Genomic DNA, 14,688 nt, shown 5'->3' with positions numbered 1-14,688 from the left:
GCGTCAGGCCTCCTCGACCGGGGCGACCGGCTTGCCCATCGCCTCCTCGACCAGCGCGCGGAGCGCGGCACGGCGGGCCACGAAGAACTCGTCGCCCTCACCCATCCCGAGCAACGCCGGGTCGGCCTCGTGGGCGGCGATCTTGAGCTGGAGGTAGTGCGCCTTGTCGAAGGACTCGTCGAAGACCCACTCCATCGCGTCCAGCCCCATCAACAGCGCGAACGAGCCCTTGTACGCCGCCGAGTGGGTGCGCCTCGGGTGCAGCCGCGACTCCCGGAAGGACGCGGCCGCCACCGTGTCCGGCGTGGTCGACGTGTCCCCCATCGCCCAGCCCGGGACCTCGTCGAGGTCGCGTGCGAACCGGGCCTCGATCGCGCCGTCGTACAGCTCCCCGAGGACACCGCACCAGAACCACTGCCGCACCCTGGCTCGGGTGGCGTAGACGTCGGCGGCGTCGCCGAGCACAGCCCGGATGGCCGCCAGCGGCACCACCTGTCGGGGGTAGGGGAGGTCGCCGGCGACGTGGAGGTGCTGCTCGTCGAGGAAGGTGGCCGCCCACAGGAGCGCGTCACGCACCCGGGGCGCCCACAGGAGATATTCGGCCAGCGACAGGTCGAGGACGTCCTCCTTGCGCGCGGTCGTCGCCATCGGTCCGGTGTGCGTGGCAACGAGGGCGACGGCCTGCACGAAGTCGTCACCGCCGAACCGATCGAGCACCGGGTGGTCGTCGAGCTGCCCTCGGATCGCGTCCCAGTCGTCGCGGAGCCGGAACTGCGCCCCGGTCCACTCGGCGTACGAACGGTCCCCCGCGAACCTGGCCGTCAGCAGCTCGAAGACCGTGAGGCTCACGCTGCTCTGGTTGATCCTCTCGAAGACGGTCGCGACGGCAGCCATGGTGGTCCGCTCGTCCAGCTCGATGGTCGGGACACCGTAGGACCTCATCGGTGAGACGACGCCGCTGAGGAACGACCGCACCTCCTCTTCGTGTTCGGCGCCGTACGCCGTCAGCCAGCGCGTGGCGTCGTCGCTGAAGATCGAGCCGAGCGGGAAGCACCCGTGCTCCAGCTCGAGGTCGGGCTCCGAGGCGGGCACCGATCGGACGGCGTCGTACAGATCGTCGGGCCGGGCGAGCGCGGTCGGGACATGCAGGAGGTAGCGACGACTGCCGGCGTCCTCGGTGCCGACCACGCCCGATCCGGTCAGCGCCTGGGTGAGTGCCGTCAGCCGGTGCTGGCCGTCGAGCAGCAGCAGCTCCGGCCGGGTGCCCCGAGCCGGATCCGTCCCCTCCAGCGGCACGGCCCGGAGCCGGAGGTGCAGAGTGCCGGTGTCGAGGAGCAGCACCGCACCGAGCGGATGGCCCTGGGCGACCGTGACCAGCAGCTGGCGGACCCGCTCGTCGCTCCAGAGGTAGTCGCGCTGGAAGTCCGGCAGCTGGATCGCGCCGCTCGCCGTCAACGCCATCAGCTCACCCAGCTCTCGCTGGCGGGTCAGGAAGCCCATCTCAGCCCTCCACGAGCCGCCGTCCGTGACGGCGATCACGCCGCGGATCCGGTTTCGCAGCACCGCACTCTGGACACCCATTCCACGCCATCGATCCGTCGCCCCCTATAGCCCAATTCGTTGGGCGGACTCTAGCGTGCGACGCCGACAGGGTGATCGTGTGACGGAAAGGAGGGTCGCCCGCGACTACGAGCGAGCAGCCCAGATGCTCGGACTCAAGGTGCGAGCCGCCCGCGAGGCTCGGGGCCTCAGCCAGGACGAGCTGGCGAGCCGGACCGGCATCAGCCGCAACCAAGTGCAGAACATCGAGCACAGCCGCAACAACGCCCGCGATGCCACCACCGGGCGCCCCGGTCCGGGCAATGCTCGGCTCGACACGATCTTCATCCTCGCCGAGGTGTTGGGCGTCGAGGTCGCCTACCTGGTCGACCCGAGCCGCCCGGTCACGCCGCCCGGCACCTGATCAGCGGTCGGCGCGACCCAGCGCGTCCTCGGCCACCGCAGGACGGACCGGGCGCGCGGCGAAGACCGTCAGTGCCGCCGGGACCATCAGGCCGGCGATCACCAGCAGGGTCTCGAGGGTGCCGATGTGGTCGGCCAGCAGCCCGAGCAGCGGAGGCCCGGCCAGGAACGCGGTGTAGCCGATCGTCGAGACCACACTGACCCGGCGGGCCGCGCGCAGCGGGTCGTCGGCGGCCGCGCTCATCCCCACCGGGAAGCCGAGCGATGCCCCGAGGCCCCACACGACGATGCCGAGGCCGACCAGCACGACGTTGCCGCCGAAGACCACGAGCAGGATGCCGACGAACGCCGCGACGGCGGAGCCCCACAGCACCGGCGCCCGGCCGTAGCGGTCCAGCACGACCGGACCGGTCAGGCGGCCGACGAACATGGCGGTCACGAAGACCGTGAAGCCGGTGACGCCGACCCAGTGGCGGACGTCGTACCCGTCGATGAGCGCGAGTGAGAGCCAGTCGTTGGCGGCACCCTCGGACAGCGCGAAGGCGAGCACCATCACGCCGATGGCGAGCGTGCGGGGCTCGCGCCACGGGGAGCACGCGACCGCCTGCCGGTCCTCGTGGGTGACGGTGGGCGGCAGGTACGACGCCGACGAGCGCCAGGCGAGGAGGGCGGCCAGGATCGCGAAGCCCGGCACGTGCAGCACCAGCGGCGCGTGCAGCGCCGCCATCGGGATGCCGATCGCGGCTCCGGCGAACGAGCCGATGCTCCAGCCCGCGTGGAAGCGCGGCATCATCGTGCGCCCGAAGCGGCGCTCGACCTCAGCGGCCTCGACGTTCATCGAGACGTCCCAGACCGCGATGCCGATGCCGTCGACGAAGAACCCGATGACGGTCAGCACCACCAGGTCGGTCACGACCCCGGTCATGGCGACGAGCAGTCCCGAGGCGACCAGGATGGCGCCCAACCGAGTCACCGAGGTGGCGCCGATCCGGTCGATGAGCCGGCCGCTGAGCGGGAGCGCGATCACCGAGCCGACCGAGATCGCCAGCAGCAGCAGGCCGAGCGAGCCGTTGTCGAGCTCCAGGCCACTGCGGATGTCGGGCAGCCGCGAGACCATCGTGGCGAAGCAGAACCCGTTCAGCGCGAAGCTGAAGGCGACCGCGTTGCGGGTCTGGATGAGGGACGGCACCGGACCAGAATTCCGGATCGGCGAGCCATCTCCAAAATGCCTTCTTGACCGGTCCAGAGCGTGGACAGGAACCGGTCAGAAGTCGTGGGCCCGACGGGTGTCTCGCAGCCATTCGGCGAACACCGGGATGCCCCAATCGTCGGCCAGCGCGAGCGCCGCGTCCGCGTGCCTCGATGCCAGGTCCCGCTCGCCCACTGCCGCCGCGGCGAGCGCGAGATAGGCATCGATCGGCCCGAGAGCCAGGTCGGACCCCGCGCAGCAGCTCATCCCGGCGTACGGCGCGAGCAGGGCGTAGGCACCTGCGGCCAGGTCCCGCTCACCGAGGTAGAGCGCGAGCTCGGCGCCGTGGCACCAGGACAGCACAGCGATGTCGTTGACGTGGCCCAGCGGGGCGCCGTGCTCGGCGTGGTAGGCGCGCGCCCGGTCGTGCTCCCCCGCTCGCCACAGGTAGACAGCGACACTCGCGGCGAACGGGAACGGCGTCTGCGCGAACTGCTCCAGGACCGGGACCATCTCGATCGAGCGTCCCTGCCACACCCGCATCGCCAGCAGCGAGCTCAGCACGGACTCGTCGGCGTTGCTGTGCGAGATCCGCTCGGCCAGCTGCCGGGTGTGCTCGACCAGCCGGTCGCACTCCTCGAACCGGCCGGCCATCGCGTGCCAGGGCACGACGATGCCGTTCAGGACCGTCTCGCCGAAGACGATCCGCAACCGCTCCGCCTCGGCTCGCGCGATGTCGACGGCGGCGAACATCTCCGCCGGCCGGCCGAGCTCGCTGAGCACCGCGGCGCGCAGGCAGGCCGAGACCACGAAGCTGCGCTCGCGTCCCGTCGCCCGCGCGAGCTCGAGTGACTCGGTGACGAGCTCGAGTCGTTCGGCCGCGGTCTGGGGCAGCCACAGCGCGACGAAGACGGTCTGGCAGGCGTCCAGCAGCAGGTGCGGGTCGTCGAGCCGCCGGGCCATCGCCAGCCCTTCGTCGCACAGCGCGCGCCGCTCGTCGTACGACGCGACGTCCTGGCTCTCGTTGGCCAGCGCAAGCATCGAGCGGCAGCGCAGCTCGCTGTCGGTCGCGGGCAACCGATCCAGACTGCCGCGGAGCGCGTCGACCACGGTCTCGTTGGCCGCGCCAGGAGGGCCGGAGCGCCACAGCACGCCCTGTGTCGTGGAGATCGCCGCGCGCGCGACCGCCTCCGGGTCGCGCATCAGCTTGCCGACGGCGATCGCCTCCTCGACCGCGCCGACCAGTGCGGGGAGGTTGGCGGCCCAGCGGTACTCCTCGATCAGCGCCATCAGCACGGCGTACCGCTCGGCGGGGCCCGCGGCCGGGTCCGCCTCGAGGGAGGCCAGGGCGCTGCCGAGCAGCTCGGCCGCCTGGTCGTAGGCGTAGTAGCGGCGGGCCAGCGTGGCCGCGCCGACGGCGGCGCGCCAGGCGCGGTCGGCGTACGACGGTCCGGCCTCGCGCCAGTGCCGGGCAACCTCGGTCTCGCGGCCGGGTACGCCGTCGAGGGCCTCGGCCGCGCGGGCGTGGGCGCGGGCCCGGCGGCTGATGCTCATCCCCGCCTGCAGGGTGTCGCGGACCAGCGCGTGGGCGAAGTAGAAGTGGTCGATGCCGTCCTCGCGGACCAGTCCCGCGGCCTGCGCGGGCTCGACGACGTCGAGCAGGTCGTCCTCGTCGATGCCGGTGGCGGTCGCCAGGGTGGGCGTGTCGAAGTCGCGGCCGAGCACCGCCGCGACGCGCAGCGCGCGGACCGTCGGCTCGGGGAGGCGAAGCAGCCGCCGGTTGAGGACGTCGGCGACGGCGGTCGGGACGCCGTCGTCAGCCAGCCCGGGCGTGGAGCGCTCCCCCGCCAGCCGTGCGAACTCGATCAGGAAGAACGGGTTGCCGTCGGTGCGGGTGTGCAGCTCGGCGGCGTGCTCCCCCGTCAGCTCGCGCCTGGTCACCGCCTCGAACACCGCGGCCGCCTCCGACGGCGGCAGCCCGGCCAGCTCGATGCGCAGCGCGTGCATGCGAGCGAGACTCTCGGCGACGTCGGCGAGCGACCCGGTCGGCTCGGGGTGCAGCCGCCAGGTCCCGACGACGAGCAGCCGGGCAAGGTCGACGGAGTCCACCAGCAGCCGCAGCACCCGGAGGGTGGAGGTGTCGGCCCAGTGCAGGTCGTCCAGGACCACCAGCAGCGGCTCCTCCTGAGCGGCCGCCCGGATGCCGCTGACGATCCGCTCCCAGGCCCGGAACTGGGCACCGTCGTCCGCCGGCTCGGCCCCGTCCCCGACCTGGCCTTCGGCGAGGACGCTCATGCCGATCCCGTCGAGCACCGACTTCCACGGCCACAGCGGTGGGGCACCGTCGTCCTGGGAGCAGCGACCGATCAGGGCGCGCATCCCGCGGCGCCGGGCCTCGGCGACCAGCTCGGCGGCCAAGCGAGACTTCCCGATGCCCGGGTCGCCGGTCAGCGCGGCGTACGACGGGGCTCCGGTCCGCGCCCGGTCCACCAGCGCCACGAGTGCGGCCAGGTCTTCGCCCCGGCCGATCATCGGCCAGGGCGCGACCTGCTCCTCCGGGACCGGGGTCTGAGCGGGCTCCGGAGTGACGACGGCCGCCGGCCTCGGTGGCGCTGGGTCCTCGGCGGGCGCGACCCACTCGAGGTCCGGGTCCTGCCGGAGCACGGCGGTCTGCAGCTCGCGCAGCTCGGCGGACGGCTCGAGCCCGAGCTCCTCGTCCAGGATGGTGCGGACCCGGGCCAGCACGTCGAGCGCGTCCGCCTGTCGCCCGCTCCGGGTCAGCGCCACCGCCCACAGCGCCCAGAGGCGCTCGCGGAGAGGATGCGCAGCCGTCATCGCCTCCAGCTCGGCACTCACGCTCGCGTGCCGGCCGAGCGCGAGCTCGAGGACCGCCCGGTCCTCACGGGCGACCAAGCGCAACTCCTCGAGCCGAGCGCGCTCGGCGACCGCCGGGTCGGCGTCGCCCAGCTCGCTGTAGGGCACGCCCCGCCACCAGCCGAGTGCCTGGTCGAGCACGGCGGCCAGGTCGCGCAGCTCCGCGGCCGGGAGTGGGGACGGACCCCACGGCGGCAGTGGCTGGAGACTCCGGCGTACGCCGGTCACGGCCTGCTCGAAGCGGTACGCGTCGACGGATTCGTCGGGCACCCGCAGGGCGTACCCGGGCGCCACCGTGACCAGCACCGTCGCCGGGGCGCGGCGCGCGCGGTCCGGCTCCATCACCCGCCGCAGCTGGGAGACGTAGGCCTGGAGGGTCGCCGTCACGCCGGGGGGAGCGTGGTCCTCCCAGAGCAGGTCCACGATCCCGTCGACCGAGACCGGCCAGCCGCGTGAGAGCGCGAGCGCGGCGACCAGGGCACGCTGCTTCGGCGTACCGAGATCCACCGGGGCGCCGGCCAGCGACACCTCGACCGGACCGAGCACCGACACCTCCACGGCGGCAGCGTAGAGCGGCGCGGGACACCGGCGCTCCCAGTCGGCTCAAAGTCGACTCCAAGTCACCGGCGGCATGGTCGTCCCACCGATCGAAGAACCCACACAGGAGTCACCACCATGACCATCGACCTCAACGCCACCCAGCGCAGCTCCGCCAGCACCGCCCCTGCCGCACACGCCCTGCGCGGCCTGCTCGGCGGCCGGGTCCACCTGCCCGGCGACCCCGGGTACGACGCCGCGCGACTGCCGTGGAACGTCGCCATCGACCAGCGGCCCGCCGCCGTCGCCGTACCGCGGTCCGCGGCCGAGGTCGCCACCGTCGTCCGGGTCGCTGCCGAGGCCGGCCTCCGGGTCGCGCCCCAGAGCACCGGCCACAGCGCCGGCCCGCTCGCCGCCCAGGGACTCGACGACGTCGTCATCGTGCGCACCTCGGAGATGAACACCGCCATCGCCGACCCGATCCGCGGCATCGTCCGGGTCGAGGGCGGCGCGATCTGGGAGCCTGCGGTCGACGCCGCGGCAGCGCACGGCCGGGCCGTCCTGCACGGCTCCTCCCCCGACGTCGGGATCGCCGGCTACAGCCTCGGCGGCGGCATCGGGTGGTACGCCCGCCAGCACGGTCTCGCCACCAACAGCATCACCGCGGTCGAGATCGTCCTCGCCGACGGCGAGCTGGTGCGCGCCGACGACCACACCAACACCGAGCTGTTCTGGGCGGTGCGCGGTGGCGGCGGCAGCTTCGGTGTCGTGACGGCGCTCGAGTTCAAGATGTACGACATCCCCACGGCGTACGCCGGCATGCTGATGTGGAGCCTCGCCGACATCGAGCCGGTGCTGCGCGAGTGGACCGCCTGGGCACCGACCGCGCCCGACGAGATCACCACGGCGTTCCGCGCGATGCGGCTGCCCGACATGCCCGACCTCCCCGAGTTCCTGCGTGGGCAGGAGCTGGTCGTGATCGACGGCGCCGTCGTCGGCTCCGACGAGCGGGGCGCGGAGCTGATCGCCGGCCTGCGCGCGCTGCGACCCTTCATGGACACCTTCGCCCGGGTGCCCGCCAAGTCCCTGGTCCGCCTGCACATGGACCCGGAGGGCGGGGCGCCGTTCGCCTCCGACTCCGCCATGCTCGCGTCCTTCCCCGACGCCGCGGTCGACGCGTTCCTCGCCGAAGCGGGACCGGACGCGCAGACGACGCTGCTGATGGCCGAGCTGCGCCAGCTCGGGGGCGCGCTGGGACGCTCCCAAGCGGGCGGTGGCGTGCTGTCGCGCCTCGACGCCGAGTTCGTGACCTTCGCGGGTGGTATCGCCGCCACTGCGGAGATCGGCGCCCAGGCCCACGCCGACGCCGTCCGGTTCACCGAGGCACTGGCGCCGTTCGCGAGCGGTCGGGAGTACCTCAACTTCGCCGAGAACCCCGTCGACACCCGTGCGGCGTACGGCCCGGACGTGTGGACCCAGCTCACCGGCATCCGCAGCGCCGTCGACCCCCACGGCATCTTCGCCGCCAACCACCCGGTGCCGCGGCTGTTCGAGGACGGCAAGCCCACCGGCTGACCCCAGACAGCCGAGTCGGCGCCGTCTCACCCTCTCCCCCCGGTGAGACAGCGCCGACTCGGCGCAAAATGACCCGCCAGTCGGCGCAAAGTGACCCCAGCCAGGGTCACTTTGCGCCGACTCGGCGTTCTACTTCCGAGGCCCGCGGGTCCAGTCAGTGCCGGGTGGGCCGGACTCGAGCCAGGACTGGAAGCCCATCAGCGAGGCGGGCGACATGGCCAGCTCGATCGGGCCGGTCGGCGTCGAGCACGAGAGCACCACGTGCTCGGGGTAGAGCGACATCTGCTCGGGCCCCTCGGGGGCGCGGCTGTCGAGGAAGGTGACCTCGGAGCGCTGCAGCACCCGCTTGGGTCCGGGCCAGAGCGAGAAGTAGCGGAACCACTCCAGCGACTCACCGGAGTAGCGGCCGAGGCCGAGAAGCCAACCGCGCCCGGCACGTTCGTGCCGGACGCGGTAGCTGAGCTCGAAGGTCCCGCCGTGACGGGAGAGCAGGCGACGACGGACGATGAGTCCGAGGCCGTAGAACAGGACGAGGACGAGCAGCACACCAGCGGCATCAAGCAGCCACTGCCACACCGGCATCCATGCCCTCCATCCGCTCCGTCACCCCTGGGATGCCTCACACTAGCGGCACCCCGGTCACGCAACGAGAGAGGGTCAGGAGGCCTTCTCGGCGGCCCGGATCCGGGCGGAGGCGCGACGAATCCGCATCTCCCGCTCGTCGCCGGAGTGCAGGCCCTCGGCGGCTTCGAGCTCCGCCTTGGCCTCGTCGATCTTGATCTCCTCGGCGAGCAGGGCCTGCTGCGACAGGATCGAGACCCGGTCGTTGGCCACCGAGAGGAAGCCGCCCTCGACGACGGCGTGGACAACGCCGTCGGGGGTGCTGATCTCGACCGCGGCGTCGGTCAGCAGCGAGAGCAGCGGTGCGTGCCCTCGCAGGACACCGACATCGCCCTCGACCGTGCGCGCGATCACCATCGACGCCTCACCGGACCAGACGGTCCGGTCGGCGGCGACGAGCTCGACGTGCAGGTCGTGGGCGGCCTCGGCTGCCATCAGAGACTCTTCTGGATCTCGGCCCACTTCTTGTCGACGTCGTCCAGCCCGCCGCACATGAAGAAGGCCTGCTCGGCCACGTGGTCGTACTCACCGTCGGCGATCTTGTTGAACGCCTCGATGGTGTCGCCGATCGAGACCGTCGAGCCCTCGATGCCGGTGAACTGCTTGGCCACGTAGGTGTTCTGCGACAGGAACCGCTGGATCCGACGAGCGCGGGACACGATGATCTTGTCCTCTTCGGAGAGCTCGTCGACACCGAGGATCGCGATGATGTCCTGGAGCTCCTTGTTGCGCTGCAGGATCTGCTTGACCCGGATCGCGCAGTCGTAGTGCGCCTGCCCGATGTACTGCGGGTCCAGGATCCGCGAGGTCGACGTCAGCGGGTCCACGGCCGGGTAGATGCCCTGCGACGCGATGTCGCGGGACAGCTCAGTGGTCGCGTCGAGGTGCGCGAACGTCGCCGCCGGGGCCGGGTCGGTGTAGTCGTCGGCCGGCACGTAGATCGCCTGCATCGAGGTGATCGAGTGACCACGCGTCGAGGTGATCCGCTCCTGCAGCGTGCCCATCTCGTCGGCGAGGTTGGGCTGGTAGCCCACCGCGGACGGCATCCGGCCGAGCAGGGTGGAGACCTCGGAGCCGGCCTGGGTGAACCGGAAGATGTTGTCGATGAAGAGCAGCACGTCCTGGCTCTGCACGTCGCGGAAGTACTCCGCCATCGTCAAGGCGGACAGCGCGACCCGCAGGCGAGTGCCCGGCGGCTCGTCCATCTGGCCGAAGACGAGGGCGGTCTGGCCGATGACGCCGGCCTCCTCCATCTCGACGATCAGGTCGTTGCCCTCACGGGTACGCTCGCCGACGCCGGCGAACACCGACACCCCACCGTGGTCCTTGGCGACTCGCGCGATCATCTCCTGGATGAGCACGGTCTTGCCGACGCCGGCACCACCGAACAGGCCGATCTTGCCGCCCTGCACGTACGGCGCGAGCAGGTCGATGACCTTGATGCCGGTCTCGAACATCTGGGTCTTGGACTCCAGCTGGTCGAAGGCGGGCGCCTTGCGGTGGATGCCCCAACGCTCCTTCACGTCGAACGTCTCGCCCTCTTCGAGGTTGAGGCACTCGCCGAGGGTGTTGAACACCTTGCCGAGGGTGACGTCGCCGACGGGGACCGTGATCGGCCCGCCGGTGTCGGTCACCTGGGCGCCGCGGACCAGGCCGTCGGTCGGCTGCAGGGAGACGGCGCGGACCATGCCGTCACCGATGTGCAGCGAGACCTCGAGCGAGAGCACCTTCTTCTCGCCGCTCAGCTCGAGCTCGCACTCGAGCTTGTTGTAGATCGCGGGCATCGAGTCCACGGGGAACTCGACGTCGACGACCGGCCCGATCACGCGCGCGATCCGACCGATGCCAGCGGAGCCGGTCTCCTGGGTCTCTTCGATCGTTGCAGTCATGTTGTTCACTCACTCCCGGCTTGGGCGTCGGCGAGCGCGTTGACGCCACCGACGATCTCGCTGATTTCCTGGGTAATACCGGCCTGGCGCGCCTGGTTGGCGACCCGCGTGTACTTCTTGATGAGCTCGTCCGCGTTGTCCGTCGCCGCCTTCATCGCCTTCTGGCGCGCGGCCAGCTCGGACGCAGCGGACTGGAGCAGCGCGAAGAAGATCCGGCTCTGCACGTACTGCGGAAGCAGCGCGTCCAGGACGGCCTCCGGCGACGGCTCGAACTCGTAGAGCGGCAGGGCCTCGGCGGAGTCGGGCTTCGACTCCCCCTCGACCACCTCGAGCGGCAGCAGCCGTACGTCGGTCGGCTCCTGGACCAGCATCGAGCGGAACCGCGTGAAGACGACGTGCACCTCGTCGACCGCGTGCTCGCCGTCCTCCTCGAGGAAGGCGTCGATCAGGGCGGCACCGATCTCGTGGGCGACCTCGTACGACGGCTGGTCGGAGAACCCGGTCCACGACCGCGTGACGGGACGACCACGGAACTTGTAGTACGCCTCGCCCTTGCGGCCCGCGATGTAGGTGTCGATCTCCTTGCCCTCGCCCCGGAGCTTCTCGACGAGCCGCTCCGCCTCCTTGAGCACGCTCGAGGAGTAGGCGCCGGCCAGCCCGCGGTCGCTGGTGACGATCAGGACCGCGGCCCGCTTCGGGTTCTCCGGCTCCCGCGTCAACGGGTGGTCGACGTTGGCGAAGGTCGCCACCGCCGAGACCGCCCGGGTCAGCTCGCGGGCGTAGGGAGCGGCCGCCTGGGCCCGCTGCTGCGCCTTGATGATCCGGGACGCGGCGATGAGCTCCATCGCGCGGGTGATCTTCTTCATCGACTCCGTCGACTTGATCCGCGCCCGGTACTCACGCACCGATAGAGCCATGGGTCAGCCCCGCTTCTGCTTGACGATCTGCTCCTGCTCGACGTCCTCGTCGAGGAGCGCCTCCGCCTTCGCCTCGTTGCCCACCTTGATCGAGCCACCCTCCGAGGTCTCGAACTGCTCCAGGAAGGAGTCGTAGGCGTCACTCAGCGACGACTCGGTGTCGTCCTCGAACTTCAGCGACTCGCGGATGGCCGAGAGGATGCCGTCGTGCGAGCGACGCAGGAAGTCGAGGAACTCACGCTCGAAGCGCAGGACGTCGTCGGCCGGGACCCGGTCGAGACGACCCGTGGTGCCGATCCACAGCGAGACGGTCATCTCCTCGATGGGGTACGGCGAGTACGCCGGCTGCTTGAGCAGCGCCATCAGTCGCTGACCACGGTCGAGCTGCTGACGCGAGGCGGCGTCGAGGTCGGACGCGAACATCGCGAACGCCTCCATCGCGCGGAACTGCGCCAGGTCGACCTTGAGCGAACCCGTCACGGCCTTCATCGCCTTGGTCATCGCGGAGCCACCGACTCGCGAGACCGAGATGCCGACGTCGATCGCGGGCCGCTGGTTGGCGGCGAACAGGTCCGACTGCAGGAAGATCTGGCCGTCGGTGATCGAGATGACGTTGGTCGGGATGAACGCCGACACGTCGTTGGCCTTGGTCTCGATGATCGGCAGACCCGTCATCGAGCCGGCGCCGAGGTCGTCCGAGAGCTTGGCGCAACGCTCGAGCAGGCGGCTGTGCAGGTAGAAGACGTCACCCGGGTAGGCCTCACGGCCCGGCGGGCGGCGCAGCAGCAGCGACACGGCGCGGTAGGCCTCGGCCTGCTTGCTCAGGTCGTCGAACACGATCAGGACGTGCTTGCCGTCGTACATCCAGTGCTGGCCGATGGCCGAGCCGGTGTAGGGGGCGAGGTACTTGAAGCCCGCGCTGTCCGAGGCCGGCGAGGCGACGATGGTGGTGTACTCGAGCGCGCCGGCCTCCTCGAGGGCGCCGCGCACCGAGGCGATGGTCGAGCCCTTCTGACCGATCGCGACGTAGATGCAGCGGACCTGCTTGGTCGGGTCGCCCGACTCCCAGTTCTGCTTCTGGTTGATGATCGTGTCGATCGCGATCGTGGTCTTGCCGGTCGCGCGGTCGCCGATGATCAGCTGGCGCTGGCCACGGCCGATCGGGGTCATCGCGTCGATCGCCTTGATGCCGGTGGCGAGCGGCTCGTGGACCGATTTGCGCTGCATCACGGTCGGCGCCTGCAGCTCGAGCGCGCGGCGGGTGTCCGAGGCGATCTCACCGAGACCGTCGATCGGCTTGCCGAGCGGGTCGACGACGCGGCCGAGGAAGTTGTCCCCGACAGGCACCGAGAGGATCTCGCCGGTGCGGCGGACCGTCTGGCCCTCCTCGATCTTGTCGAAGTCACCGAGGATGACGACGCCGATCTCGCGGGTGTCGAGGTTGAGCGCGATGCCCAGGGTGCCGTCCTCGAACTCCAGCAGCTCGTTGGCCATCGCCGAGGGCAGCCCGCTGACGCGCGCGATCCCGTCGCCGGCCTGCGCAACCGTGCCGACCTCTTCCTTGCTGGCCGCCTCGGGCTGGTAGTCCGCGACGTACTTCTGGAGCGCGTCGCGGATCTCCTCCGGACGGATCGAAAGCTCCGTCATCGTTGTCCCTACTCTCTTGTGTCTTCTGAAGTCGGTTGTCGAGTGGCGGCGATCAGCCGGCCAGCTTCCTTCGTACGTCGTCGAGCCGTGATGCGACGGTGCCGTCGATGACGTCGTCACCGATCTCGACCCGCATGCCACCGACCAACGCCGGCTCCACCTGGATGTTGAGGTGGACCGGGCGGCCGTACTGCGCCGTCAGGGCCTGCTCCAACCGGGATCGATCGGCGTCGCTCAGGGAGCGGGCGACGCGGATCAACGCGACGCCCTCGCCGTGGGCAGCTGCTGCGACCTTCTGGTACTGCGTGATGCCGGCGTGGAACGAGCGGAACGAGCCCGCGAGGGCCTGCTCCACCAGCGCCAAGGTCGCCGACAGTGCGCGACCGCCGAGCAGGCCACGCAGGAGCGCGACCTTGTCCTCGACCGAACGCGCCGGATCCGAGAGCGCGTTGCGCAGGTCGGAGCTGTCCTCCACCGCCTGGGCGACGGCGAAGAGCTCGTCGGCGAGGCGGGAGGACTGCTCCCTCCCAGCCGAACGGACCACGGCGACGACGCCGAGGTGCTCGATGACGTCGGCGAGGTCGCGCGACGCCACCCAGCGGTGCCCGACCGCGTCGACCAGCAGGTCGAGCGCCGGAGCGCCGACCCGCTCGCCCAGGAGGCTGCGCACGAGCGATGCCTTGGCCTCGGCCGGCGTCGACACGTCGGTCACCGCACGCCGCAGCGCCGGCTCCGACCGGATCAGAGCCGCCAGCTGGAACAGGTCCTGCCCCAGTGAGGCGAACTCCTCCGGGCTGTTGCGACCGTCGTCGACCCGCGCGCCCAGTGCCTGCAGCGCGTCGGCCGACGAACCCCGCAACGAGCTCAGCTGGTAGACCATCAGCCGGCCCCGTTACCTGCAGCCTCGGAGGCGTTGATGGTCTCGAGGTCGACCAGGAACCGCTCGACGACGCGCGACGAGCGCTCGTCGTCCTCGAGGCTCTCGCCGACGATCCGACCCGCCAGGCTGGTCGCCAGAGTGCCGACCTCGGCGCGCAGGGCGGTGACCGCCTGCTGACGCTCGGCCTCGATCTGGGCCTTGCCGTGCTCCACGATCCGGGTGGACTCGGCCTGGGCCTGGTCGCGCATCTCAGCGATGATCTGCGCGCCCTGCTCCCGGGCCTCCTCGCGGATGCGGGCCGCCTCGTGCCGGGCGTCGGCCAGCTGCTGCTCGAGCTCGGCGAGCCGGGCGTCCGCCTCGGCCTGCTTCGACTCGGCTGCCTCGAGGCCGCCCTCGATGGCCTTGGAGCGCTCCTCGAACGTCGTCTCGAAGCCCGGGACCACCCACTTCTTCACCGCGAAGAAGAGCAGGCCGAACACGACCAGCGAGAGGGCGATCTCAGCTACGTGCGGCAGCAGCGGGTTGAGCTTGTGCTCTTCCTCCGCGGCCGACACCACCACGGGGGCGATCAGTGCATGCATGACAGGTCCTTCCGGA

12 protein-coding genes are annotated in these 14,688 nt (G+C 71.1%); 2 read left to right on the top strand and 10 right to left on the bottom strand.

What is annotated here, in order from left to right:
- Positions 1 to 3: 3 nt before the first annotated feature.
- Positions 4 to 1,581, bottom strand: a complete 1,578-nt coding sequence (locus ABEA33_RS08310; RefSeq protein WP_345526273.1) for a GmrSD restriction endonuclease domain-containing protein — start codon at positions 1,579 to 1,581, stop codon at positions 4 to 6.
- A gap of 79 nt (positions 1,582 to 1,660) precedes the next feature.
- On the opposite strand from ABEA33_RS08310, the gene ABEA33_RS08305 reads away from it, so the two are divergent.
- The gene (locus ABEA33_RS08305; RefSeq protein ID WP_345526272.1) at positions 1,661 to 1,963 is read left to right on the top strand and encodes a helix-turn-helix domain-containing protein; all 303 of its coding nucleotides are present in this window, start codon (positions 1,661 to 1,663) and stop codon (positions 1,961 to 1,963) included.
- On the opposite strand, the gene ABEA33_RS08300 is transcribed toward ABEA33_RS08305, so the two are convergent.
- Positions 1,964 to 3,151 (bottom strand): MFS transporter, encoded by a 1,188-nt coding sequence (locus tag ABEA33_RS08300; RefSeq protein ID WP_345526271.1) that lies wholly within the window; start codon positions 3,149 to 3,151, stop codon positions 1,964 to 1,966.
- Between the two features lie 75 nt (positions 3,152 to 3,226).
- On the bottom strand, positions 3,227 to 6,583 hold the full coding sequence (locus ABEA33_RS08295) for an ATP-binding protein (protein ID WP_345526270.1): 3,357 nt from the start codon (positions 6,581 to 6,583) through the stop codon (positions 3,227 to 3,229).
- Positions 6,584 to 6,700: 117 nt separating this feature from the next.
- Between ABEA33_RS08295 and ABEA33_RS08290 the strand changes: the two genes are divergently transcribed.
- Positions 6,701 to 8,137: an FAD-binding oxidoreductase gene (locus ABEA33_RS08290; protein WP_345526269.1), complete on the top strand. Its 1,437-nt coding sequence runs from the start codon at positions 6,701 to 6,703 to the stop codon at positions 8,135 to 8,137.
- 129 nt (positions 8,138 to 8,266) lie between these two features.
- Here ABEA33_RS08290 and ABEA33_RS08285 read toward each other — a convergent pair whose 3' ends face one another.
- The 7 genes from ABEA33_RS08285 to ABEA33_RS08255 all read right to left on the bottom strand — a co-directional run bounded on the left by ABEA33_RS08285 (position 8,267) and on the right by ABEA33_RS08255 (position 14,672).
- Entirely contained in the window at positions 8,267 to 8,719 is a 453-nt protein-coding gene (locus tag ABEA33_RS08285; protein ID WP_345526268.1) for a DUF2550 domain-containing protein, read from the bottom strand.
- 75 nt (positions 8,720 to 8,794) lie between these two features.
- On the bottom strand, positions 8,795 to 9,193 hold the full coding sequence (locus tag ABEA33_RS08280) for a F0F1 ATP synthase subunit epsilon (RefSeq protein WP_345526267.1): 399 nt from the start codon (positions 9,191 to 9,193) through the stop codon (positions 8,795 to 8,797).
- Positions 9,193 to 10,647: a F0F1 ATP synthase subunit beta gene (gene atpD, locus ABEA33_RS08275; protein WP_345526266.1), complete on the bottom strand. Its 1,455-nt coding sequence runs from the start codon at positions 10,645 to 10,647 to the stop codon at positions 9,193 to 9,195. Before atpD ends, ABEA33_RS08280 begins: the two co-directional genes overlap by 1 nt.
- A gap of 5 nt (positions 10,648 to 10,652) precedes the next feature.
- Complete coding sequence (locus ABEA33_RS08270; RefSeq protein ID WP_345526265.1) at positions 10,653 to 11,564, bottom strand: F0F1 ATP synthase subunit gamma; 912 nt, start codon at positions 11,562 to 11,564, stop codon at positions 10,653 to 10,655.
- Between the two features lie 3 nt (positions 11,565 to 11,567).
- Complete coding sequence (atpA, locus tag ABEA33_RS08265) at positions 11,568 to 13,211, bottom strand: F0F1 ATP synthase subunit alpha (RefSeq protein WP_345526264.1); 1,644 nt, start codon at positions 13,209 to 13,211, stop codon at positions 11,568 to 11,570.
- Between the two features lie 52 nt (positions 13,212 to 13,263).
- Positions 13,264 to 14,091 (bottom strand): F0F1 ATP synthase subunit delta, encoded by an 828-nt coding sequence (locus tag ABEA33_RS08260; protein WP_345526263.1) that lies wholly within the window; start codon positions 14,089 to 14,091, stop codon positions 13,264 to 13,266.
- Entirely contained in the window at positions 14,091 to 14,672 is a 582-nt protein-coding gene (locus ABEA33_RS08255) for a F0F1 ATP synthase subunit B (protein WP_345526262.1), read from the bottom strand. The genes ABEA33_RS08260 and ABEA33_RS08255 overlap by 1 nt, the downstream gene beginning before the upstream one ends.
- Positions 14,673 to 14,688: the final 16 nt, after the last annotated feature.

Origin of the sequence: Nocardioides endophyticus (genome assembly GCF_039543845.1) — a bacterium.
GTDB lineage: Bacteria > Actinomycetota > Actinomycetes > Propionibacteriales > Nocardioidaceae > Nocardioides > Nocardioides endophyticus.
Note: the sequence above shows the minus strand (reverse complement) of the source record. Positions and strands in the feature narration are given on the sequence as shown.